Origin of the sequence: Paraburkholderia tuberum STM678, assembly GCF_902833905.1 — a bacterium.
GTDB classification, from domain to species: domain Bacteria; phylum Pseudomonadota; class Gammaproteobacteria; order Burkholderiales; family Burkholderiaceae; genus Paraburkholderia; species Paraburkholderia tuberum.
Genome location: NZ_CADFGP010000005.1, coordinates 109673 through 132615, shown reverse-complemented (window position 1 = coordinate 132615; position 22943 = coordinate 109673). Strand labels below are relative to the sequence as shown.

Sequence of the window (22943 nt, the reverse complement as noted above, 5' to 3'; positions counted from 1 at the left end):
TAGGAGTCTTCAAATGCGTCTCGTCCGTTTCGGCCAGCCTGGTCAGGAGCATCCCGGTGTCATCGATTCAAGCGGCGCGATCCGCGATCTGACCGGCATCGTCGACGACATCGATGGAACGACTGTTTCGCCTGCGGCTCTTGCGAAGCTGAGCGAACTCGATCTGAATCGCCTGCCCGTCGTGGAAGCGGGCACGCGCCTGGGCGCCTGTATCGGCAATGTCCGTAACCTCGTGTGCATTGGTCTGAACTACTCTGATCATGCCGCTGAAACCGATACGCCCATCCCGCGGGAACCGGTCGTGTTCAACAAGCATACGGGTTCGATCAGCGGTCCGAACGATCCGGTTATCTTGCCGGCATACGCTCAAAAGCTGGATTGGGAGGTTGAACTGGGCGTGGTGATCGGCAAACCCGCCTGGCAGATCGACGAAGCCGCCGCGCTCGATCATGTGGCGGGTTACTGCCTTGCCAATGACGTTTCCGAACGCGCGTATCAGCTCGAACGCGAAGGCCAGTGGACCAAGGGCAAAAGCGGCTTCTCTTTTGCGCCGCTCGGCCCGTGGCTCGTAACGCGTGATGAAGTGCCCGACCCGCAGGTGCTCGACCTGTGGCTCGACGTCAACGGCACACGTCGTCAGACGGGCAACACACGCACGATGATCTTTAACGTCGCGCATATCGTGGCGTATCTCAGCCGCTTCATGCCACTGATGGCTGGCGACGTCATTATTACCGGGACGCCTCCCGGTGTCGGCCTCGGTCAGAAGCCGCCCGTCTTTCTGAAAGCGGGCGACACCATGAGCCTCGGCGGCAGCGGACTCGGCGAGCAGAGCCAGAAGGTCGTGCGGTATGCGGATTCGCTTGGCACGGCATGGGGCCGTGGCGAATATCCGTTGGCACGATAAAACGATTCGATCTGTAGAAGGAGGAGATATGAGCCTTGCTGGAACGGGCGTCGTCGCAATCTGGCATGACCTGCTGCCGGAAGCGAAGGATGAATTCTACGAGTGGCACAACCGCGAGCACATGCCGGAACGCGCCGGAATTCCGGGGTTCAGGCGCGGGCGGCGCTACATTGCGCTGGATGCGGGCCCCGAGTACTTCAATCTGTATGAAGCCGACACCGTGGAGGTGCTCGGCGCGCAGGACTACCTGCTTCGGCTCAATTCGCCGACGCCGTGGACGAAGCAGGTCGTCGCCTCGTTTCGCAGCGTGGCCCGCTCGATCTGCCATGTGGCGTATTCGGAAGGTGTTGGGCAGGGAGTCAATCTCATGACGGTGCGCTTCGACGTGCCTTCCGCGGCGCGGGCCGATGTCGTGAAGGGATTGCGTCAACGGGTCTTGCCGCCGCTCGTCGACCGGCCAGGGATCACGGGCGTGCACCTGTGTCTGGCCGATGAGGCCGTCAGCAAGGTCGAAACTGCTGAGAAGAAGGCGCGTTCGGAAGGCACCCAGGTGCCGACATGGATCGTGATGATCGAAGGATGCCGTGCCGACTACGTCCGCACAACAGTGGACGCTTTCCTTGCCGGGCTCACTGCTTTGCCAGGGGCCGCTGCGGTTGCGCCGGACTCCACGCTCTATCAACTCGAGTACACGCGCTGCAAGACGCCGTGGAGCGCTGGCTGAAACGTCGTTTGAACACGGCTGCACCGCGCGTAATGCGACGTCGTGCAGCCGATCCTGAAACCGTCGTTACGCATTGAGAAACGAAGGAGTAGTTCCATGTCGTCCCCTGTTGCGGGCAAGTCCGTCGCATCGACCGCGGCCAGACCGGTTCGCGTCATTCGACTCAATCCCGCTGACGATGTCGTCATCGCCCTCGATCAGCTCATGTCCGGCACGGTGCTGGATGAGGAAGCGGTGACGGTCTCGGGATTGATCCCGCCCGGTCACAAAGTGGCGACACGCGACATCGGTGAAGGTGAAGCGGTGCACCGTTATGGCCAGATCATCGGCTTTGCGAGTCAGCCGATCCGCGCGGGGCAGCACGTTCACACCCATAATCTCGCGATGGGCGAATTCGCCCGTGACTACGCATTCAGTCAGGGCGTACGTGCCGCTGTCCCATCAACTGAATCGGCGACATTTCGCGGCATTGTGCGTGAAGACGGCCGCGTGGCAACGCGCAATTACATCGGCATCCTTACCTCGGTGAACTGCTCCGCCACGGTCGCGCGAGCCATTTCCGACTATTTCCGCCGTGACATTCATCCTGAAGCGTTGGCCGCGTTTCCGAACGTCGATGGCGTCGTCGCGCTCACCCATGGTTCGGGTTGCGCTATTGACTCCGAAGGCGACGGCCTCGCGATCCTCCAGCGCACACTTGGCGGCTATGCGTGCCATCCCAACTTCGCGGGCGTGCTGGTTATCGGCCTGGGCTGTGAAACGAATCAGATTTCGCGGCTGCTCGAAACCCAGGGGCTCAGGGAACACGACCGCTTGCGAACCTTCACGATTCAGGACACCGGTGGCACGACCCTGACTATTGCAAAAGGTATCGAACTGGTTCGGCAGATGTTGCCCGACGCGAATGACGTTAAGCGGGAAACGGTTTCGGCAAGTCATCTCACCATTGGCCTTCAATGCGGTGGGTCGGACGGATATTCGGGCGTCACGGCCAATCCTGTGCTGGGTGCAGCCGTCGATTTGCTCGTGCGGCACGGCGGTACCGCGATTCTCTCGGAGACGCCGGAGATTTATGGCGCCGAGCACTTATTGACCCGCCGCGCGGTAACGCCCCAAGTGGGACAGAAACTGGTCGATCGCATCAGGTGGTGGGAAGCATACGCGCAGCGGCAAGGGGCGCAGATCAACAACAATCCGTCGGCGGGCAATAAGGCCGGCGGTTTGACGACCGTCCTCGAGAAATCGTTGGGCGGCATCGCAAAGGCAGGCTCCACGAACCTGGTCGAGGTGTACGAATACGCCCAGCCGGTTAGGGCGCGCGGTCTCGTGTTCATGGACACGCCTGGCTACGATCCGGTGTCGGCGACCGGCCAGGTTGCCGGCGGTGCGAACCTGATCTGCTTTACGACGGGACGCGGTTCGGCTTACGGCTGCGCGCCCTCGCCATCGGTAAAGCTCGCGACAAACACCGCGCTGTGGCAACGTCAGTCCGACGATATGGACCTGAACTGCGGAGAAGTGCTGGAAGGCAGCACAACGATCGAGCAACTTGGCGCAGTGCTGTTCCAACTGCTGCTCGACGTGGCCTCCGGGAAACGCTCTCGTAGCGAGCAGCACGGTTACGGGCAAAACGAATTCGTGCCTTGGCAAATCAGCGCAATCATGTGAGCCGCTGTTGTCCGGCACAAGTAGAGCGTGCACCGCACTGATGCTCAGCAATAACCCATACCAGGTTGGAAAAAGATTAGATGCCATTGAATGACCGATCCGCGTTGCCTGACGATCTGGAGCAGGCGGTGCTCGTGGGGCGCGCGTGGTGCCCCGATATCGGCGCGCCGTGTCCTGTTGCCGTTATCGGGGGCGCACTGGTGGATGTGTCGTCGTTCGCGCTGACGACCAGCACGCTGCTTGAGCAACCAGGAATCGGCCTTCGGCTGAAGGAGGCCGCTGCGAACCTGCCGAGACTTGCGACACTGGACCTGGTTCTTGCCAATTCCGCCTTCGATCGGCGCGATCCGTCGACTCCTTGGCTCATCGCGCCATGTGACCTTCAGGCGGTCAAGGCGAGCGGTGTGACGTTCGTCGAAAGCCTTCTGGAGCGGGTGATCGAGGAGCGCTCGGGAGGCGACGCGAGCCGGGCCGACGAAGTGCGCGCGCGTGTCATGTCAGTACTGGGCGATCGGCTCGCAAGCGTTCGCCCGGGGTCTGCCGAAGCCGAAGCGGTGCGCCACGTACTTATTCAGGAAGGAATGTGGTCGCAGTATCTGGAAGTCGGCATCGGTCCCGATGCGGAAATTTTCACGAAAGCGCAGCCCATGTCCGCCGTCGGCACCGGCAGCGAAATCGGAATTCATGAAAATTCGCAGTGGAATAACCCGGAGCCTGAAATCGTGCTGGCGGTGACCAGCCGGGCGGAAATCGTCGGCGCCGCGCTTGGGAACGACGTCAATCTCCGGGATTTCGAAGGCCGGAGTGCGCTGCTGCTCGGTAAGGCGAAGGACAACAACGCGTCAGCTTCGATTGGCCCGTTCATTCGCCTCTTCGACAGTACATTCGGTCTCGATGATGTTCGGGCTGCGGAGCTTTCGCTACGCGTAGAAGGAACAGATGGATATGTTCTGACAGGGGCTAGCTCCATGAAACGCATCAGCCGGGACCCGACAGAACTCGTTGCGCAAGCGATGGGCTCTCACCATCAATACCCGGACGGAATGATGCTTTATCTCGGGACGTTGTTTGCACCGACCGCGGATCGTAGCGTGCCAGGGCAAGGATTCACGCATCAGATCGGCGATACGGTAACGATATCGAGCCCGCGATTCGGTGCGCTCATCAACACGGTCAACCATTCGCATCGCATTGCGCCCTGGGAGTTTGGGGTCGGCGCACTGCTCGCCAGCATTCTTCGTGGGCATACCGGGAAAGCGGAGTCGTAGTCGCTCCATTGCCCGTGGGTCCGCTGATATTTCATTGACTATCAGCGGACCGGCGGCTGTCAACGCAGTTGTCGCGTCACTTCAAGCAACCTGCTTTAAACGCATCCTCAAACTGGACCGTTTGCGGCTGCGTGGTCCAAGCGGTGCCCATATCGGATCTTGCCCGCGCGCGATGCGGCCAAGGATCTATATGAAGCTTGCGCCTCCATTGACGGGGATCGTTTGGCCCGTGATGAATGCGTTGCCGACGACCATCAGCACGACCTCCGCGACCTCGCTCGCTTCGCCCAAGCGCCCGACGGGCAGCCTTTCTGCGACGTTGGACGCCTTAAGCGGTCCAGCCATTTCGGTGTCGATCGGTCCCGGTGCAACGGCGTTGACAGTGATCCCTTCGCGGGCGAGCCGTGCAGCATAGCCGCGCGTCAAGCCTTCGAGCCCGGCTTTCGATGCGTTGTAGTGAACGCCAACCAAGCCGGGGCCGCGGGCGGCGGCCGACGAGACGTTGACGATGCGGCCCCAGCGCCTCGCGCGCATGCCGGGCAGCACTGCCTGCGTGCAGAGAAACGCCGATTTCAGATTGACGGCGAGCGTTCGATCGAACTCCGCTTCCACAAGATCATCGATGTCGACGATCGTCGCGGTGCCCGCGTTGTTCACGAGCACGTCGATCAGGCCGAGGCGGTTTTCCACCTCGGCGATCATCGCTTCGACGTCGTCTCCGACCGATACGTCGGCGCATACCGCTATCGCGCGGCCTCCGGCGCGTTCGATTTCCGCGACGACGTCGGCCGCGTCGTTCTCGCGTTGCCGATAGTTGACCGCGACTGCTGCGCCGGCTGAGGCAAGCGCGATCGAAATGGCGCGTCCGATTCCGCGCGAGCCGCCGGTCACCAAGGCGACGCGATCGTTTAAGTTGAGCGAATGAGCTGGCATCGTGGAACTCCTCGGTTGGGGGGGCAGAACCGGTTGCGGCCTCGTCTGCGAGGCGTGGTGTCGCCGAGCGAGGCGTTGCCGGAAAGCATCCTAGTTTGCCCCCTTCAAAGCGTCTTCGCCGGAAAGTCGCCCTCTTGCTTTCATCGATCTTTCGGCCGTTCTGGCTTGCGGATTCAACCGGTCGATGCAACAGTTTGATGAAATCGCTCAGCTGGTGCGTCGAAGTTTAGTGTTTTCCGAGGGCGTTCATTGAGCCGCCTTGCTACTGCATTAAGCCGGGCCTGTGAGTAGACGGAGAGAGCGGCAAGAAGCATTGGTCGCCGGCAAAAGCGATAGAATGCCCGCTCTGCAAAAGACAATATTGACGGGGTACACGGCATGGAGCGGCCGGGCGCGCAGCGTTGGCATGAGCAAACGTTTCTAGGTGTCTTTCGCGGACAACCTGAGAAGGAGCAGGCGCTCCTCCGGATATGCCTGGGCACGGTCGTGTTGATCGGCTATATCGCCGTCGCCGCGCTCCAACGCACGGCCGCCGCGTATGACACTCTGGGCGTGGTTTTCGCATACGTGGTATTCGGCGTGGCGACATACGTAGCCGCGACCGCCGCGACAGTTCGGCCGCGCCTTCGATTGACGGTCACCACCATTGCAGACCAGGCGCTTGTCATGACTGCCTTGGCGCTCGGCGGGCGCGTGGCGCTGCCCTTGCTCTGGGTCGTGTTCTGGTTCCTTGTGGGTGCCGGTTGCCGCCACGGCAAGCGGCCGTTGCTACTTTCATGTGCAGTTGCGCTTGCAGGCGTCGTGATTTTGATGCACGTCGAGCCGTGGTGGAGAGAAAACCTCGCGGTGGGATTGGGCATCATGCTCAGCATCGCGGCGACTTCCGTGTACTTGATGGCCCTCGTGCATCGGCTCGAACGGCAGGCTGCGACGGACCCTCTGACAGGACTCAGCAACCGCACTCGCCTCGAGCAGGCGATCGCCAAAGCGACTGCGGCGCGAGACGACGATAAAGGACAGTCTGTCTTGCTGTTCATCGATCTCGACGGCTTCAAGTACGTCAATGACGCTTATGGGCATGCGGTGGGTGATGAACTGTTGCAGTGCTTCGCCAACGGTCTGCAGACACGCATTCGCCGCGGCGATACGGTTGCCCGCCTGGGAGGCGACGAGTTCGCGGTGCTCGCCCGCCACGTGCATGACGACGCCGGCGCGCGCGCGATTGCCGACGGTATCCACGACATCCTTCATGGGCTTCGAGAGATCGGCGGTCATCCCGTCGCCGTATCGGCCAGCATTGGCGTGCGCATGCTCGGTACCAATAGCGCGGACGAACGTCTTGATGTACACGCCCTGATGCGCCAGGCCGATAGCGCGATGTATCGCGCCAAAGCGAACGGGACGGACAAAACCTCATTCTTCGATGAGACGGGTGCCGGCGTGTAAGCGGACAGGGTTCCCCGCGGTGCCCTGCTCGTGCTGTCCAGCCAGCCCGCGCCGCACAACTCGAATCTGCGTCTATCCAGCGAGCGCCTGATCGCTTCGCCGATCGACTGGTACGGGCCGGCCGCCGTGGTGCAAAAAACGCATGTCGATCATTTTCCGCAATGCCTCGCGTCGCGCGGCATGGGCGTGTTTGCGCTCGCGGCGTTCGGCGCCGAGCGCAACGGTCCCATGCATCACGGCTTGCGCTGGCTCGGCCGCTCGCCGGAAGTGAAGGAGGAAATACACGCAATCGTGTCGCGGCGCGGGCGGCATCATCCTTCGACGCAAAAGGTGTTGAGTGCGGCGCATGCGTGAGCGCGTTCGTGATCACGAAAAAGAAGGTTCGGTTTTTCCGAAGCTGCATTTCCGTTATTTCTGCTTTTTCCTCGACGCCTTCTCACCGTACTCTTGAGCCGTACCCACGAAGGAGGTGTCTCATGCAAGTCCTGTTCAAGTCCCGCGACCGTGAAGCCGTCCGTCTGCGCAGCTTCGCGCGCCAACGCATCCGGTTCGTGTTTCGCCGCATGGACTGGCTGATTTCGCAGGCGACCGTCAGCATGTCGGACATCAACGGCCCGCGCGGCGGACTCGACAAACGCTGCCAGGTGCAGGTGCAGACGCCCGATGCGACGCCTGTCGTCGTGACCTCGATCGCAAGAGACTGGCGCGGCGCACTCGATCTCGCGCTGGCCCGCGCGGCGCGTTCGATCATCCGCAGGCAGCAGGCGCGCATTGCGACTCGGGGTCCCCGTGATTTTGATGCGGTTTACCGGGGTCGCGGCCTCTAGGCGCGACAAGGCCTAGCGGACTGCCCCTAAAACAATGCCGCTCGATTCGTTCTGGAAGGCTCGGATAGCAACGCACCGCTGGGCGCTACCTATCACCGGAGCTTGGCGGCCGCCGGGTAATTCGCTTTCTGGCATTGCCATATCGGGCCCCTCAGTCGGTTGCAACCGGCGAACGCGGCGACGAATTGCCGGGACGTCGCCGCGATAAAGGCGAGATCGATTGTGCGACTGCAGTCAATACCCGCGAAACAGCGTACTGCCGGCTTTCCACCAACATCCGTTGGTAGAGTAGTGAACGAACGACCGCAGTACTTCAGGAAGAGACGGTGGCAAGAGCTGTTGTCGAATGACATAAAGGGTCGATGGGCGAGCTTTGCACGGTTCCATTTCTCGGCTCGCAAGGCGCGATCGGCCCAATGGAACTATCGCATTGCGATCATCGTCAGCGCAGCTGTATCGCGGACGACGCCGGCGCCTTAGTCGGGTTCCGCCTGCTGGCATTCCGCCTGATACCAACGCCACCGTTTTGCTGGAGCCTATTCATTTATCGCCGCTGCTCAATTCGTGGTGCTTATGCGAGTGCGTGGCCATCCGGCCGGGTGCGGCCATCGCCACCCACCGGCACGTCCTCTCACGAGGACATTCGAACGTCGCGTTCACATCGGAAACGGCCCCGCTAAACGTTGAACAGTTCGCTACGCGCCGCGTCCATGATCATCGCCACAGCCGGGTGGCTGATGTGGCGCTCGATAGAGACTGCAAAAAATTCCTCGACGATCGAATTGATCTGCCCGACTATCGTCAGGTTGTGCTCTGTCTGCAACTGGCTTTCGAGCACGGTTGGCGCGAACAGCAGGCCGCGGCCTTCGCGGCCGAATGCCATGGTCATCGCTCCGTCGTCGAACTCGCCGACGATGCGCGGCGAAATGGCGTGCGAGGCGAGCCAGTGATCCAGCTTGCGCCGCACGGCGGATTCCGTGCCGGGCAGTAGCACAGGCAGCTTGTCGAGCGACATCGGGAAGCGTTTTTTGCTGCTTTGAATCAACGCCTGGGTTCCGAAGCAGCTTAGCGTCGAACGTCCGAGGCGGTGATTGAACGCCTTGATGTTGACGTCGACGGGAATGGGGGCGTCCGCGATGATCAGATCGAGGCGGTGCACGGCCAGTTGCGCGAGCAGCGCGTGCAGTTTGCCTTCGTGACAGATCATGCGCAGCGACGCCGACGCGCTCAGCGCGGGTTCCAGCAGCCGGTACGCAATCGCCTTGGGGACCGAATCCGCGATCCCGACGCGAAACCGCGTTTGCGCACCGGATTCGCTTTCGCGCCGCACAGCGCTTTCGAGTTCCGAACCTAACGAAAATATCTCATCGGCGTAATCGAGCGCGAGGCGCCCGGCATCGGTCAGTTCGAGCGTGCGGCCGGTTTTCCTGAACAGCTTCTTATCCAGCGCCTCTTCGAGAAGCTTGATCTGGCCACTGAGCGTTTGCGGCGTGATGTGCAACTGCTCGCCCGCGCGCACGATGCCGCCCGCGCGAGCCGCGACCCAGAAGTAATAGAGATGCTTGAAATTCACGAACCCTCCACCGATTACGGAAAGATACGTTTTTCTCGAAGTATCAACAATAAAAATACGAATTTTATGTTGGCATGGGTTCAGTTAGATTGAAACCTCGCCCCGAAGCGTCGGCGGGCGTTTCATGACAGCTGACAGAGGTGACATATGGCATCGGTTGCAGAATTGCTGCGTGCGAAAGCTTCCCGGACAGTGTGGTCGATCGAGGCATCCGCTTCGGTTTACGACGCGATATCGATCATGGCTCACAGGGAGGTTGGAGCGCTCATCGCCGCGCACGACGGGCGCATAGCCGGCATAGTGACGGAGCGCGATTACGCCCGGAAGATCGTTCTGATGGAACGCTCGTCAACGAATACGCCTGTGCGCGACATCATGTCGACGGCGGTGCGTTATGTCAGTCCGGAGCAGACGACGGACGAGTGCATGGCGATCATGACAGAACATCAGATTCGCCATCTGCCTGTGATCAGCGCAGGGCAGGTGACAGGAATGGTGTCGATCGGCGACCTGATCAAGAACCTGATTTCCGAGCAGGAACACACCATCCGGCAACTGGAGCACTACATCCACGGCAACGGTTTTCACGCCGCTTTTGATGGATCGAAGGCACAACCAGCGGCGAGCGTGCGTAGCTAAAAATATTACTGTTCGTAATGTATTTGCGCGCGCTAATGGAGCGCGTTGCGGGCAGTTTCGCGACTCATCGAAAGAGGTTTTTATGTACACGCAAATCATCAACGAATTACGACGTGCTGCCGGTGCAGTCACGCGCGGGACGGCCGCGCTCGGTCTGGCGGGACTGCTGGCGCTGGGCGCCGTGGCGTCGAACGACGCCGAGGCGAAGCGCGTAGGCGGGAGTCAAAGCATCGGGCGGCAGTCGCAGACGGCGTCGCCGTCTGGACAAGCGCAGCAAAGCCAACAGGCACAGCCGGCACAACAGGCCGCGCACGCGCCTGCTGCGGCAGCGGGTAACCGCTGGATGGGCCCGCTGGCCGGTCTCGCTGCGGGCCTTGGGATTGCCGCATTACTGTCGTCGTTTGGCCTGGGCGAAGGGCTGGCGCAGATGCTGTCGAATGCGTTGCTGATCGGGGCGGTGATTTTCGCCGGCGTGATGCTATTCCGCTTTATCGCCAACCGGCGTCGTCCGGATCTTGCCTATGGACACGGTCCCGTGAACCGCCAGCAAACGAACGGCTCACGGTTTCTGAATCAGATCCCGCAAGCGCGGCCTGAAGCGAACTTGCGGGGCAGGCCGAACGCGGCGATGGGTTCGACGGGAGCAGCGGACACGGAGAGGACAACGGGACTACCACTCGAGCAAGATCAGGCGGCGTTTCTTGTATCGGCAAAGACCTTGTTCATGCGCCTTCAAGGCGCATGGGACCGGAACGAGCAGGGTGACCTGTTCGAATTGACGACGCCGGAGATGTTCGCGCAAATCAAGCGGGACCTCGAAGCGCGGGGTCGCCAGGCGAGTCATACGGAAGTCACGCAACTTGACGCGGAAGTGCTTGGCACAGAACGCAATGCGGATGAAACGCTGGTTAGCGTTCGCTTTTACGGTCAAATGCGGGAAGACGATGCGCCGACTGCCCAGCCGTTCCAGGAAGTCTGGAACATGGTCAGCGACGCACGTGGCAACCAGGCGTGGCGACTGGCCGGCATTCAGCAAATTGACGGATGAGAGCGTAGTTGAAACCGGCAGCGGCCTGCTGCCGGTTACTCGTGAGGGTCGTGCGTGCCGCGGAACTACCTGAGACCAACCTTTCGCCAGCGACCGTGCGTGAGAAAGTCGAGCGCCACTTGCGGAGCGGCAAACGCTGGGCGCATGAGGCGATAGTCGGCCATCTCCGGCCGTTCGCCCGCACCAACAAATGGACACTCAAACGGCCGCTCCACCTAGGAAGCGGCCTACCTGGGTCCGTTGATCAATCGATCAATCGCATGGACATCACGAGGGTGGATGCGGTACCGATGCGCTCTGTCCGAGCGCGGAAAGAGCGCAACTGCCAGCGCCGAAGCACCGAAGCACGCCCAAACGGCCCGCGTACGTCGAGCCTATCTGCGACCTCTTCGTTTCCGGGAGCAGGAGACATCTCAGCGCCCGGTTGATCGATCGATTCCACAAGCTCCCGATGGGGCGACTCTAGCAGTCGGCTCGGGATAACGGCGACACTGCGCCGCGATGAGTTACCGCCGCGCGCACAGAAGTACTCCATCGGGGCGACGCGAACCGAAGCCGCGTCGGCCGCTTAGCCGATGGCGGTGGCCGCCGGAATCGTGAAGTAGAAGCGAGCACCGCCATGGGCGGACGCGTTGTCCGCCGCGATGCGCCCGTAGTGGGATTCGAGGATCGAGCGGCAAATGGGCAAGCCTAAGCCCATGCCGTTTTCCTTGGTCGTGAAGAAGCTCTCGAAGAGGCGGTCGACGTGCTCGGGGGCGATGCCGGGCCCGCTGTCCTCGATAGCGCAGCACACGATGGAGGCATCCCGCACGGTGGTCCTGATGGTGATCTTGCGCTCCGGGCTTCCCGCTTGCTCCATCGCCTGCATGGCGTTGACGAGGAGGTTGACGATTACTTGTTGGAGCTGAATGCGGTCAGCGAGCACCTTCAACCCTCCCAAAGCGAACTGGTGCGATACCGTGACGCCGCGTGACTGGACTTCAGGTCGTAGAAACACAAGGGCTTCATCGATGAGCTCGTCAAGCGACACCAGCTTGTGCTCGGGCACTCGCCGGACCGCCATCTCGCGAATGCGGACAATGATGTCCGCACAACGCCGCACGTCGGCTGCGATGCGCGCGCTCGCTTCGAGCGCCTCCTCTATGTTGGGCACTTGCCGGTCTATCCAGTTTCGACCAGCTTCGTTATTCGTGCTGATAGCGGCGAGCGGCTGCTTCAGCTCGTGGGCGATTGAGGCGGTCAGTTCGCCCAGCGTCGAGACGCGCGCGGCATGTGCAAAGTCCGCCTGCACGTCCCTAAGCGCTGCCTCGGCACGCTCGCGGGCGGCGACTTCCGCGAGCAGCGCTTCACGCGCTTCCAATTTCTTGCTCAGGCCGACTCCAATGTGGACAAAGCCTGCGGTCACTATTAGCACGCTGACGGTGATACAGCGGTTAGTCCAGTCAATCCAGTCGAAATTTGGGTGCCCTACCGGTGTGTTTCCCGCAGAAAAACCGACCACCGTCAGCACCGCCGTGACCGCAGTACCGCCCCACAACCATCGAGCGGACCGAGTCCAGGCCAGGGCCACAATTACACATACATAGAAAACCGCAGGATTGATGTCGCCTGGCGAGTAGTAGTCCAAGCCAAAGATGAGCATGGTTAATACGCAGACCAGGGTCTTGGCCCGTGCAGGGGAGAGACCCTGAAGCGGGCCCCATTTTGTTCTCGCTCCACCAAAAGAATGGGGCTCGCGCCCGATGATTTCTGTGACCTGATGAACGCGGGATCTGGTCGCCTCCTTGATCACGGTTCTCGCTCCTTCGGATTAGGGAGTGCAAGTGCCGCACCTCGATGGCTCAATCATAGGTCACCTACCGCCAGGTTTCGGTTGTGGTAGGCGTTAGCTGTCACGAAGAGCGAACGCCCGGAGCTGACCGGGTCGAGGCCGGTCTCCACCCCGATCATGCTCGATAACGGCCATTCGCCGGCGCCGTGCTACCAGCCGGAATGGCGCTGTACGTTGTCGGCCGGCATGAAGGCGCGGATGACCGTTGAACATTGGAAGCTGCCATTGAGGTGTACAAGGGTCCAGCGGCCGGATCGGGGCGATGCCGGCCTCTCGTTGCCACGCACGCCGCTCGCTCAACATACGCAATCACCGATCCAGGCACGACGCCGACAGCCACGTCGGTCCCGCCGATGCCCGGCCTTTCTGGCCTAAGATATTTCAAAGGAGCATCCGTGCGAGGGGCATCATGAAAGCACTTATCGTTGCTGCGACATTGACGGCTGGCTGTTCCCTCGCCTACGCGCAGACTTACCCGCAGGAAGCGCTGGCTGACCAAAGCATGGGGGCCTATAGAGCGCAATTGGAAGCGCAGAAGCAACAGATCGAACTCCAGAACGAACAACTCCAATTACTGAAACAACAGCGCGACCTGGATTTGCTGAGGCAGCAGCGCGAACTGAATTCGCTGAGACAACAGCGCCAATTCGACTTGCTCAGACAGAAGCGCTAGATCGCTGTGAGGCGCGGCACCCGCCTCAAGATCCGGCTTGGCAACGGCCATTGCAGCGCCGAACGCTCAGTCTGTGTGGCGCCACTGGAGGGCATCAGGCGTTGAAGTCCTATACGCAAGTAAAGCATTCCTGTTCGCACCAGCCGAACGTCGCGACCGAGATCGTGTTCGAAGCGGGGAAGAACTGCTTGTCATATCGATCGAGGGCGGCGGGGCGGATCAGCGCAAATGTCCCCGCCGAAGGTCGCTCTCGCGCGCGGCGACCGCTCACATGACGTGGACGAGATTAATGTAACTGCTTCTTCAGATCGCTCAGTTCGGCGGGGACGGGCAAAAATAGCCTTCCACCTCGCCCCGACGGCCATAGCCATAAGTAAAGCGGACCCATCATCGGCTTTTTTATTGCTTTACCCGCTCCTCGTTCTACCCGACAGTCACCTCAGCGCGCCGCCACGGCAGCTTGCAGCCGAAACGCGATTGATCAGTGCTGACGGCTACCTACGACAATGATGACCTGCATTGCAGAAAATCTGCGGGTCCGGGAGACGAGACGATGAGTCATGTGGAAGCTCCCAATAGCAAAGATATCGATGTCTGGTTATCTAAATTATCAGAAAGACCAGGCATCGAGATGAAGACTTCAATTAATGATTAGATCCCGGATTGCTTTTTATATTTAACCGACATTCATACTGGATTCGATATGTCTAACCATGTGATTTTGCCGCGCATCCTCCAGGTCGGCGCCAACGCCAGCGAGACAGTTCCCACGGTTCTGGCGACTCTCGGCTGCAGTCGACCTCTGATCATCACCGACAAGATGATGGTGCAGCTGGGCTATGCCGGGCGCATTCAGGAAAATCTCGCCGCCAATGGCATGACAGCCGAAATTTTCGCTGATACGGTCCCCGAGCCCACGGTTGACTCGATTCGAGCTGGCGTGGAGAAGGCTCGCGCAGGAGACTACGACAGTATCATTGCACTGGGCGGCGGCAGTCCGATCGACAGCGCCAAGGCGATTGGCATTCTTGCCAAGCATGGCGGAGAAATGCGCGACTATAAATTTCCGCGCATTGTTACCGAAGTTGGGTTGCCCATTATCGCGGTGCCCACCACTGCGGGAACCGGCTCGGAAGTGACCCGTTTCACGATCATCACTGACCAGCAGAACGACGAAAAAATGCTCTGTGTGGGCATCGGCTTCATGCCCGTGGCAGCCTTGGTCGACTATAACCTGACCCTCAGCCTGCCGCCGCGCGTCACCGCCGATACGGGTATTGATGCGCTGACCCACGCGATCGAAGCCTACGTCAGCCAGAAAGCCAACCTGTACAGCGACAGTCAGGCCCTGGCGGCCATGCGCTTGATTGGCCCCAATCTGCGTAAAGCCTATCGATCCGGCCAGGATACAGCCGCCCGCGAAGCCCTAATGCTCGGTTCGACGCTCGCCGGTGTGGCGTTTTCCGCTGCGTCCGTGGCGCTGGTACACGGCATGAGTCGACCGATCGGCGCCTTTTTCCACGTTCCCCATGGGCTGTCCAACGCCATGCTGCTGCCCAGTGTGACCGCGTTCTCGATCCCGGCGGCGGAAGAACGCTACGCTGATTGCGCTCGTGCCATGGGCGTGGCCGACAGCCAGGACAGTACGCAGGCCGCCAACGCCAGGTTGCTCGCTGAATTGCGGTCGATCAACGATGACCTTCAGGTGCCGACGCCCGAACAATTTGGTATCGACCGCGAGCGCTTCTTCAGCTTAATGCCGACCATGGCACAGCAGGCTCTGGCCTCTGGCTCGCCTGGCAATAACCCACGCGTGCCCTCGGTCGCGGAAATGGTCGAGCTCTACCGCGGTCTCTGGTAAGCGAATTCCCCCTCAAAAAACCGCATCTGATCTGTCGAAGTGACGGTCATTCAGATGCAACAACAACTCTTGCCATCGGGAGGCAAAACCCTATTCCCATCGCCCGTTTTTGTGGCACTTAGAACCTGTTCCAATCCCAGCAAGGAGTATGAAATGCAGCCCTTCAACGACGACGCAGACGTGGTTCACTTCATCAACGGTCGCCGCGTGCCTGGCTCAGGCACTCGAAAGCAGCCGATATTCAACCCCGCGACCGGTTCTCCGGCACGCATGCTGCACCTCGGCGACGCGTCCGACGTAAGTGCCGCCGTAGCGTCGGGGAAACAGGCGTTCCAGGGATGGAGTAATACGCCACCCATCCGTCGCGCGCGCGTCATGCGCCGCTTTCTCGAACTGATGAACCAGCACAAGGACGAACTGGCAGCGATCATGACCGCCGAGCACGGAAAAGTGTTCAGCGATGCGCAAGGCGAAGTGGCACGGGGCATCGATGTGATCGAGTTTGCCTGCGGCATTCCGCAATTGCTGAAGGGTGACCATACGGAACAGGTGTCGACCGACATCGACAACTGGACGACCCGGCAACCACTCGGCGTTGTCGCGGGAATCACGCCTTTCAACTTTCCGTGCATGGTTCCTTGCTGGATGTTTCCGATCGCGATTGCCGCAGGCAATGCGTTCATTCTGAAGCCCAGCGAGCGTGATCCCTCAGCGTCGCTCTACATGGCCCGTTTGCTGCAGGAAGCCGGGTTGCCTGACGGAGTGTTCAACGTCGTGCAAGGGGACAAGATAGTCGTGGATGCTCTGCTCGAACATCCTGACGTAAAAGCGATCAGTTTCGTCGGTTCGACGCCGATTGCCAACTACATCTACGAGACGGGGGCAAAGCACGGAAAACGGATCCAGGCGCTTGGCGGAGCGAAGAATCACATGGTTGTGATGCCCGACGCTGACATTGATCAAGCCGTCGACGCTTTGGTTGGCGCAGGCTACGGCTCCGCGGGTGAACGGTGCATGGCGATCTCGGTCGCAGTCCTCGTAGGCGACGTTGCGGACAAGCTGATTCCGCGGCTCGCTGATCGAGCACGCTCCGTAATAGTAAAGAACGGCACGGAGCCCGACGCCGAGATGGGGCCGATCGTCACACGTCAGGCGCTGGAACGCATTGAAAACTACATCGCGATTGGCGTCGAAGAAGGCGCGTCGCTGGTTGTCGATGGACGTGGCCTCAAAGTTCCGGGGCACGAGGAAGGCTTTTTTACCGGTGCCACGTTGTTCGACCACGTCACGCCCGAGATGCGAATCTATCAAGAGGAAATCTTCGGACCGGTGCTGTCCTGCGTCCGTGCGAAGGACTTTACAGAGGCGGTCGACCTGGTCAACGCGCACGAATTCGGCAATGGCGTCGCCTGTTACACTCGCGATGGACACATCGCGCGCGAGTTTGGCCGGAGAATTGAGGTTGGAATGGTTGGCATCAACGTACCGATTCCGGTACCGATGGCGTGGCACGGATTTGGCGGCTGGAAGCGTAGCTTGTTCGGTGACACGCACGCGTATGGCGAAGAAGGCGTCCGGTTCTATACGCGTCAGAAGTCAATCATGCAACGCTGGCCGGAGAGTATCGAGCAAGGTGCCGAATTCGCGATGCCGACGGCGAGGTAGTCTTTCCACTGCAAAACCCGCTACAGCTCCCGTGCTGCCACATCCCGGCACGGGAGAGCACACCACCGGTCCTGAAGTCGCAGACCTTCAAATCCGAACGGAAGCGCCCGACATCATGCGCTGCGGCAAATGTCGACAACCGTGCGACCGCTCAGCTTTCCATCCATCATTTGCACGGCTGCCTCCGGCACGTCGTGCAACGCTATTCGGTGCGTGAGTTCGGCGAGCTTTGCTCGATCCAGATCCGCAGCGAGCCGATTCCACGCTATCTGACGATGAGCGATCGGACACATAACCGAGTCGATGCCCAACAGTTTTATACCGCGCAGAATGAAAGGCGCAACGTTCGCCGGGAACTCCATGCCTTGCGCGAGACCACATGCCGTTACGGCGCCGCCATATTTCGTCTGTGCGCATGCGTTGGCAAGCGTATGCGAGCCGACAGAATCCACCACCGCCGCCCAGCGCTCTTTCTGCAACGGCTTGCCGGCTGCCGACAGCGAGTCCCGATCGACCACATCGGCGGCGCCGATACGCTTCAGAAAATGCGCCTGCTCCGGCTTGCCCGTCGATGCCACGACCGTAAATCCCCAACTGCTCAATAGCGAGATTGCCACGCTGCCCACACCGCCGCTCGCGCCGGTCACGAGGACTTCACCGTCGGCCGGCTTGACACCGGCCTGTTCCAGCGCAAGGCAGGATAGCATCGCCGTGTAACCGGCCGTCCCGATTGCCATGCTTTCGGCCGTTGATAGTCCCTGCGGTACCGCAATCAGCCAGTCGGCCTTCAGGCGGGCTTTCTCTGCGAGGCACCCCCAGTGTGTTTCGCCGAGGCCCCATCCGTTGACGAGGACAATATCTCCCGCTTTCCAGCGAGAATCTGTCGATGTCACCACCTCGCCGGCGCCATCGATACCCGCGACCATTGGCCAGGCGCGTACGACCGGACCGCGGTTCGTGACCGCTAGCGCGTCCTTGTAGTTAAGCGTCGAGTGCGCGATACGAATGAGCACTTCGCCGGCTGCGAGGGGATGCTCGTCGAGGGTTCGGTCATCGAGGCGGGTAACCCCGGCCGAAAAACCATTGTCATTCTGCTGCAGATAAAGGGCTGAAAAAGCCATGCTTGACCTCTTTGACGGTAAACGCAGGCGATCAGGCATGGCGAAGTGATACATCCGGACAACATAAACCATTCAAGGATGTACCACTACGCCATGCCCGACGGCTTCCACGGGAATAATGCGACAGGTGCCGCGGCAAGCAATGTCACGTTGCTATCTGTCGCGCCGCGCTTCTGGACCTCAGCCACTCCATCGTCACCAGAAGCAGGCTCGAAAATACAATCAGAATTGTCGCAAGGGCAGCAATCGTCGGCGTAATGTTTTCCCGGAGGCCGATGAACATCTGCAACGGCAATGTACCTTGTGTCGGACCCGCGATGAACATCGTGATGACGACATCATCGAGCGACGTGGCGAATGCAAACAGGGCTCCAGAAATAACGCCCGGCGCAATGATGGGCAGGGTGACGGAGAAGAACGTCGTGACGGGCGACGCACCGAGGCTCAGGCTCGCGCGCACGTAATTCTGGTTGAACCCGGCAAGGGTGGCGTTGACAGTGACCACCACGAATGGAGCAGCGATAGCGGTATGACCCAAAATCAGACCAAGGTACGACCCGGCTAACCCCCACTTCGCAAAGAACAGATACATCCCGACGGCAGTGACGATCACCGGCACGATCATCGGCGAGATCAAAATGCCGATCAGCGCGCCCTTGCCTTTGAACGTCGCCTTGTTGAGGCCCAACGCGGCCAACGTCCCGAGGACAGTGGCCAGGATCGTGGCAAGCGGGGTTACGATGAAGCTGTTTTTTCCGGCACGAAGCCAGTCAATCGACGTAAACAGATTGTGGTACCACTTGAACGAGAACTTGTGTATCGGATAGATCAGGAATGTATTGTCCGTGAAAGAAAGCGGGATGATCACCAGTATCGGCAAGACCAGAAAAAGCAGGATCATGACATTGGTCGATCGCAAAACGTAGTGCCACGCGATCTCGGGAGCCGATGTATAAGGTGCAAAACGCAATACGGTCGTTTTCATGGTCCTAACCTACCTTCAGTTCGTTGCCGACGATCTTTCGATAAACACCGAAAAGTATCAACGTCACGAGAAGCAGAACCGCTCCCAGTGCGCACGCCATCCCCCAGTTCAAGGCCACATTCGTGAAATAGGCGATGTAGTAGCTCACCATCTGGTCGCCGGCTCCGCCCAGCAATGCCGGAGTAATGTAGTAGCCCAAAGCCGTGATGAATACCAGCAGTCCGCCGGCGCCGACTCCTGGCAGCGTTTGCGGAAAGTAGACCTTCCAGAACGCGCCGAACGGGTGACTACCCAGCGAGATCGCTGCCTTCGTATAGCTGGCTGGCACTGATTTCATGACGCTGTACAGCGGCAGAATCATGAACGGCAGGAGGATATGAGTCATCGAGATCAGCACCCCCGTCCGGTTGAACAGCAGTGTCAATGGAGACGATATCAGGTCCAACGACAGCAACGCCTTGTTGACGAGGCCCGATCCTTGAAGGATGACAATCCAGGCGGAGATCCGCACGAGGATCGAAGTCCAGAAGGGAAGGAGCACCAGGATCATCAGCAGATTTGCCTTACCCGCCGGCAGACTGGAGATCCAGTATGCCAGGGGGTAGCCGAGGAGCAGCGCGGCGAGCGTTACCAGGCCGCTAATCACGAACGTTCGCTTGAATACCTCCCGATATGCCGAGGCGCCTGGATCAACCGGAACGATGTCACCGGCAGAATTGCGACGGTAGTCCATCGTCGCGAGGAGATACTGGCTTGTGTATCGGGATGAATCTTTAGCGATTACCTGCCAGTAACCGGGATCTTCCCAACGCCTGTCGATTTCGATCAGCTTTTGTCGAACCTCGTGTGCCGGCAGCGCCGAATCATCGTCGCCGAACGGAAGTGCGCTGGAAGTCTTGTAAAACAGCGAACGGAAACCCTCCTTCTGCCCGTTCAGTCGACCGGCAGCGGTACCCGAACTGTTGTTCCCGCCGTTGCGCTCGATATCCAGCATCAGCCCGCGAAAAGCGTCATCCGGAACTGCCGATTTCCGATCCCAGTTTCGCAGCGCCGCCGTCGTGTCTGGCAACGCGTCAACGACTTCCGGACTCTGAATAGACCGCGAAATCATGGATGCAACGGGCATCACGAATACCAGAAAAATGAAAATAGCAAGAGGAGCGACCAGCGCCAGCGCCGCCATTTGCTTACGTAAATTCACGTTCCTAAGCGATCGCTTGAGCTCACGCAAATGCCAATCCTGCTGCTGAGTAGTTACCGCGCTCATGTCTCTCTCCTTCGCGTACCCATGCGTTCGAGCGATGGGTACGCGATTCGCGTTATTTCGCTGCCCACGCGGTGAAACGCTGTTCTAGCGCATCACCGTGGTCGGTCCAGAACTCTACGTCGTTGGGGATAGCGGTTTTGCCGTTCTTCGGCGAGTTAGGCAGGTTTTCAAGAGTGGCTGCATCGAGCAACTTTAAAGCGTTCTTGTTGGTTGGCCCGTACGGAATGTGCCGCGCGAACGCAGCTTGAGCCTGAGGTTCGAGCACGTAGGCAATGTACTTCTCGGCTGCATCCTTATTTTTCGAGCCCTTCGGAATCACGAAAAAGTCCAGTTCATAGATGCTTTGGTCCCACGAGATACCCAGGTTCTTGTTTCCTGCCCGCATTGCGGCGTCGATGCGGCCGTTATACGCGGTGGACATCGAAACGTCACCGGCGACCAGGAACTGCGGCGGCTGTGCGCCGGCCTCCCACCACTGAATGTATGGCTTGAGTTCGTCCATCTTCTTGAACGCCCGATTGACGCCAGCCTCCGTGCCCAGCACGGTGTACACGTCTTTTGCCGGAACGCCATCTGCCATCAGTGCGAACTCGAGGTTATAACGCGCCTCCTTCTTCATGCCACGCTTGCCAGGAAATTTCTTGACGTCCCAAAAATCCTTCCAGCCCTGTGGCGTGCCCTTCGTCAGCGTCGGGTTGTATGCGAGCACGGTCGACCACACGAATGTGCCGGCAGCGCAGGGAGTCACCGATCCAGGCACCAGATCACCCTTTTTCGCGATCTTCGACCAGTCGAGCTTCTCGAAGAGTCCGTCCTGACAGCCGCGTCCGATGTCTGCCGACTCGACTTCAACGACATCCCACGTGACATCTTTGGCGTCGACCATCGCTTTGACTTTGGCCATTTCGCCCGTGTACTCAATCGCATTCGTCGGAATACCGCTCGCTTTCGAGAACGGTTCAACCCAGGCAGCCTTCTCGGCGTTCCCCACGGCGCCACCGTAATTGACCGTCGTAAGGCCATCGGCCAATGCGAAAGCGGAACAACACATCATGGCAGCCACGCCGACCGTATTTCTAAAGAACCTCATTTCGTTCTCCTTGGCACAAGGTGATTTCGCTACGCGTGGTCAATTAAAGACTCTCAGATGATCTTCATGAAACGACAACGCGATTCGATTTCCCGGTTGGACATGGGCCGCCCCGTCCTGCCCGAGCGGAACCTTCACGAAACACTCTGTTTCTCCGGGGCAGCGGCAGCGTAGCCGGACGTGATCGCCGAAGTAGATCATCCCAAGCGTTTCGCTGTTGATGACATTGCGCTGCTGTTCGGATTGCCGTCCAATCGAGAGCCGCTCGGGACGGATCACCCCTGTGGCGTGGCTACCCACATTGAGCCCGGCAACATTCAGCGCACGTACGGTCGTACCATCTGCAATGCGCAACTCGCAATAATTACCATCCCGGCTTACGACGGTGCCTTCCACCCGGTTACTGTCACCAATGAAGTTGGCTACAAACAGATTCCTCGGCGATTCGTAGAGCGAGTCGACCCGGTCGAGCTGTTGGATCACCCCCTGATCAAAGACCGCTACTCGATCAGACATCGTGAGCGCCTCACCTTGATCGTGTGTGACGTACACAAAGGTCAGGCCAAGAGATTCGTGCAATGCCTTGAGCTCTATCTGCATGTGCTCGCGCAGCTGTTTGTCCAGCGCGCCAAGCGGTTCGTCCATCAGCACAAGCTTTGGGTTGAACACCAACGCACGCGCAAGCGCCACTCGCTGTTGCTGACCGCCTGAGAGCTGACCTGGCATTCGCTTACCCAGCTTTTCCATATGGACCATCTCGAGCGCCCGCTTGACGCGCGCGGCCCGCTCGTCTGGCGGCATCTTGCGAACCTTGAGGGGATACTCGAGGTTCTGTCCGACGGTCAGGTGTGGAAAGAGTGCATAGTTCTGAAATACCATTCCAATGTCGCGTTTATGCGGCGGAATACGATTAAGTAACTGACCATCCAGCCAGATTTCTCCATCGGTTGGGTATTCAAACCCGGCGAGCATCATGAGACAGGTGGTCTTTCCCGAGCCGGACGGACCAAGCAAAGTGAGAAACTCCCCCTTCTGGATGTCGAGATTCAGGTCTTTGACGACGAGCGTTTCTCCGTCGTATGTCTTCCGAACATTGCGGAAGCTCACAAATGTATTGCCCTGGTCTTGCATGATCGTTACCCTCAATGTCTTTCGGTGCGTAAGGCACCTGGCAGCGCAGGCGGTAGTGCTGTGTCTGCAGATCGGCTGAGGCGACAGGGAGGCGCACAGGGTACCTCCTTCCCCGTGCCTCGCCATGGGCGTTTTCGCGCCATGTGCTGCGTAGCTCGATTGAGGTTCTCGATAACGATTTCTGCGCCTCGCCGGGTGTTTTCGGTACCCGGGAGCTTGCGGTGTCGTACGTGCATCTTCGTCTCCAATCTTATAAATATTCGAACACCCCTTCGCTACAGCCTTT

At 59.7% G+C, this 22943-nt stretch carries 19 protein-coding genes and 2 pseudogenes; 12 read left to right on the top strand and 9 right to left on the bottom strand.

The genetic code is table 11. The features are described 5' to 3' along the window. The first annotated feature begins 13 nt into the window (after positions 1–13). The 4 genes from HWY30_RS05835 to HWY30_RS05820 all read left to right on the top strand — a co-directional run bounded on the left by HWY30_RS05835 (position 14) and on the right by HWY30_RS05820 (position 4567). Entirely contained in the window at positions 14–907 is an 894-nt protein-coding gene (locus HWY30_RS05835; protein WP_090805067.1) for a fumarylacetoacetate hydrolase family protein, read from the top strand. Continuing rightward, on the top strand, positions 882–1631 hold the full coding sequence (locus HWY30_RS05830) for a hypothetical protein (protein ID WP_244144797.1): 750 nt from the start codon (positions 882–884) through the stop codon (positions 1629–1631). The genes HWY30_RS05835 and HWY30_RS05830 overlap by 26 nt, the downstream gene beginning before the upstream one ends. Before the next feature lie 96 nt (positions 1632–1727). Beyond that, on the top strand, positions 1728–3299 hold the full coding sequence (locus HWY30_RS05825; RefSeq protein WP_090805062.1) for a UxaA family hydrolase: 1572 nt from the start codon (positions 1728–1730) through the stop codon (positions 3297–3299). Between the two features lie 80 nt (positions 3300–3379). Beyond that, positions 3380–4567, top strand: a complete 1188-nt coding sequence (locus tag HWY30_RS05820) for a fumarylacetoacetate hydrolase family protein (RefSeq protein WP_090805059.1) — start codon at positions 3380–3382, stop codon at positions 4565–4567. Positions 4568–4753: 186 nt separating this feature from the next. Here HWY30_RS05820 and HWY30_RS05815 read toward each other — a convergent pair whose 3' ends face one another. Further along, positions 4754–5500 (bottom strand): SDR family NAD(P)-dependent oxidoreductase, encoded by a 747-nt coding sequence (locus tag HWY30_RS05815; RefSeq protein WP_090805057.1) that lies wholly within the window; start codon positions 5498–5500, stop codon positions 4754–4756. Between the two features lie 173 nt (positions 5501–5673). Further along, a pseudogene (locus HWY30_RS05810) lies at positions 5674–5799 on the bottom strand (IS30 family transposase); the annotation flags it as partial. A 79-nt stretch (positions 5800–5878) separates the two neighbouring features. On the opposite strand from HWY30_RS05810, the gene HWY30_RS05805 reads away from it, so the two are divergent. From HWY30_RS05805 to HWY30_RS05795, 3 genes and pseudogenes are all read left to right on the top strand, one after another. Beyond that, the gene (locus HWY30_RS05805; protein ID WP_244144796.1) at positions 5879–6946 is read left to right on the top strand and encodes a GGDEF domain-containing protein; all 1068 of its coding nucleotides are present in this window, start codon (positions 5879–5881) and stop codon (positions 6944–6946) included. A 27-nt stretch (positions 6947–6973) separates the two neighbouring features. After that, positions 6974–7300, top strand: a pseudogene (locus HWY30_RS05800) (type 2 periplasmic-binding domain-containing protein); the annotation flags it as partial. A 122-nt stretch (positions 7301–7422) separates the two neighbouring features. Then, a complete protein-coding gene (locus HWY30_RS05795) occupies positions 7423–7773 on the top strand; it encodes a hypothetical protein (RefSeq protein WP_090805054.1) in 351 nt (116 codons plus the stop codon). A 676-nt stretch (positions 7774–8449) separates the two neighbouring features. On the opposite strand, the gene nhaR is transcribed toward HWY30_RS05795, so the two are convergent. Next, positions 8450–9346: a transcriptional activator NhaR gene (gene nhaR, locus HWY30_RS05790; RefSeq protein ID WP_090805051.1), complete on the bottom strand. Its 897-nt coding sequence runs from the start codon at positions 9344–9346 to the stop codon at positions 8450–8452. 147 nt (positions 9347–9493) lie between these two features. On the opposite strand from nhaR, the gene HWY30_RS05785 reads away from it, so the two are divergent. Together HWY30_RS05785 and HWY30_RS05780 are read left to right on the top strand one after the other, a co-directional pair. After that, positions 9494–9985 (top strand): CBS domain-containing protein, encoded by a 492-nt coding sequence (locus HWY30_RS05785; RefSeq protein ID WP_090805048.1) that lies wholly within the window; start codon positions 9494–9496, stop codon positions 9983–9985. 82 nt (positions 9986–10067) lie between these two features. Further along, complete coding sequence (locus tag HWY30_RS05780; RefSeq protein ID WP_090805046.1) at positions 10068–11033, top strand: Tim44 domain-containing protein; 966 nt, start codon at positions 10068–10070, stop codon at positions 11031–11033. 568 nt (positions 11034–11601) lie between these two features. On the opposite strand, the gene HWY30_RS05775 is transcribed toward HWY30_RS05780, so the two are convergent. Further along, entirely contained in the window at positions 11602–12825 is a 1224-nt protein-coding gene (locus tag HWY30_RS05775) for a sensor histidine kinase (RefSeq protein WP_244144795.1), read from the bottom strand. Between the two features lie 448 nt (positions 12826–13273). Between HWY30_RS05775 and HWY30_RS05770 the strand changes: the two genes are divergently transcribed. The 3 genes from HWY30_RS05770 to HWY30_RS05760 all read left to right on the top strand — a co-directional run bounded on the left by HWY30_RS05770 (position 13274) and on the right by HWY30_RS05760 (position 17063). Beyond that, on the top strand, positions 13274–13537 hold the full coding sequence (locus tag HWY30_RS05770) for a hypothetical protein (RefSeq protein ID WP_090805041.1): 264 nt from the start codon (positions 13274–13276) through the stop codon (positions 13535–13537). A gap of 703 nt (positions 13538–14240) precedes the next feature. Continuing rightward, positions 14241–15398, top strand: coding sequence for an iron-containing alcohol dehydrogenase (locus tag HWY30_RS05765; protein WP_090805038.1), 1158 nt, complete (start codon positions 14241–14243; stop codon positions 15396–15398). A gap of 153 nt (positions 15399–15551) precedes the next feature. Continuing rightward, entirely contained in the window at positions 15552–17063 is a 1512-nt protein-coding gene (locus tag HWY30_RS05760; protein WP_090805035.1) for a CoA-acylating methylmalonate-semialdehyde dehydrogenase, read from the top strand. 113 nt (positions 17064–17176) lie between these two features. On the opposite strand, the gene acuI is transcribed toward HWY30_RS05760, so the two are convergent. The 5 genes from acuI to HWY30_RS05735 all read right to left on the bottom strand — a co-directional run bounded on the left by acuI (position 17177) and on the right by HWY30_RS05735 (position 22657). After that, a complete protein-coding gene (gene acuI, locus HWY30_RS05755) occupies positions 17177–18184 on the bottom strand; it encodes an acrylyl-CoA reductase (NADPH) (protein WP_090805033.1) in 1008 nt (335 codons plus the stop codon). Between the two features lie 145 nt (positions 18185–18329). Next, positions 18330–19169: an ABC transporter permease gene (locus HWY30_RS05750; protein WP_090805030.1), complete on the bottom strand. Its 840-nt coding sequence runs from the start codon at positions 19167–19169 to the stop codon at positions 18330–18332. Between the two features lie 4 nt (positions 19170–19173). Continuing rightward, on the bottom strand, positions 19174–20436 hold the full coding sequence (locus tag HWY30_RS05745) for an ABC transporter permease (protein ID WP_090805028.1): 1263 nt from the start codon (positions 20434–20436) through the stop codon (positions 19174–19176). Positions 20437–20488: 52 nt separating this feature from the next. Beyond that, positions 20489–21526 carry a polyamine ABC transporter substrate-binding protein gene (locus HWY30_RS05740; RefSeq protein WP_090805024.1) on the bottom strand — a complete coding sequence of 346 codons (1038 nt, stop codon included), beginning with the start codon at positions 21524–21526 and terminating at the stop codon, positions 20489–20491. Positions 21527–21565: 39 nt separating this feature from the next. Then, complete coding sequence (locus tag HWY30_RS05735; RefSeq protein WP_090805787.1) at positions 21566–22657, bottom strand: ABC transporter ATP-binding protein; 1092 nt, start codon at positions 22655–22657, stop codon at positions 21566–21568. Positions 22658–22943 lie beyond the last annotated feature (286 nt).

Excerpts from the sequence above, each read along its gene's own strand:
- HWY30_RS05740 (WP_090805024.1), bottom strand. The coding sequence starts at position 21,526 with ATGAGGTTCTTTAGAAATACGGTCGGCGTGGCTGCCATGATGTGTTGT.
- HWY30_RS05750 (WP_090805030.1), bottom strand. The coding sequence starts at position 19,169 with ATGAAAACGACCGTATTGCGTTTTGCACCTTATACATCGGCTCCCGAG.
- acuI (WP_090805033.1), bottom strand. The coding sequence starts at position 18,184 with ATGGCTTTTTCAGCCCTTTATCTGCAGCAGAATGACAATGGTTTTTCG.
- HWY30_RS05735 (WP_090805787.1), bottom strand. The coding sequence starts at position 22,657 with ATGCAAGACCAGGGCAATACATTTGTGAGCTTCCGCAATGTTCGGAAG.
- HWY30_RS05815 (WP_090805057.1), bottom strand. The coding sequence starts at position 5,500 with ATGCCAGCTCATTCGCTCAACTTAAACGATCGCGTCGCCTTGGTGACC.
- HWY30_RS05785 (WP_090805048.1), top strand. The coding sequence starts at position 9,494 with ATGGCATCGGTTGCAGAATTGCTGCGTGCGAAAGCTTCCCGGACAGTG.
- HWY30_RS05770 (WP_090805041.1), top strand. The coding sequence starts at position 13,274 with ATGAAAGCACTTATCGTTGCTGCGACATTGACGGCTGGCTGTTCCCTC.
- HWY30_RS05825 (WP_090805062.1), top strand. The coding sequence starts at position 1,728 with ATGTCGTCCCCTGTTGCGGGCAAGTCCGTCGCATCGACCGCGGCCAGA.
- HWY30_RS05795 (WP_090805054.1), top strand. The coding sequence starts at position 7,423 with ATGCAAGTCCTGTTCAAGTCCCGCGACCGTGAAGCCGTCCGTCTGCGC.
- HWY30_RS05820 (WP_090805059.1), top strand. The coding sequence starts at position 3,380 with ATGCCATTGAATGACCGATCCGCGTTGCCTGACGATCTGGAGCAGGCG.
- HWY30_RS05745 (WP_090805028.1), bottom strand. The coding sequence starts at position 20,436 with ATGAGCGCGGTAACTACTCAGCAGCAGGATTGGCATTTGCGTGAGCTC.
- HWY30_RS05805 (WP_244144796.1), top strand. The coding sequence starts at position 5,879 with ATGGAGCGGCCGGGCGCGCAGCGTTGGCATGAGCAAACGTTTCTAGGT.
- HWY30_RS05780 (WP_090805046.1), top strand. The coding sequence starts at position 10,068 with ATGTACACGCAAATCATCAACGAATTACGACGTGCTGCCGGTGCAGTC.
- HWY30_RS05760 (WP_090805035.1), top strand. The coding sequence starts at position 15,552 with ATGCAGCCCTTCAACGACGACGCAGACGTGGTTCACTTCATCAACGGT.
- HWY30_RS05765 (WP_090805038.1), top strand. The coding sequence starts at position 14,241 with ATGTCTAACCATGTGATTTTGCCGCGCATCCTCCAGGTCGGCGCCAAC.
- HWY30_RS05835 (WP_090805067.1), top strand. The coding sequence starts at position 14 with ATGCGTCTCGTCCGTTTCGGCCAGCCTGGTCAGGAGCATCCCGGTGTC.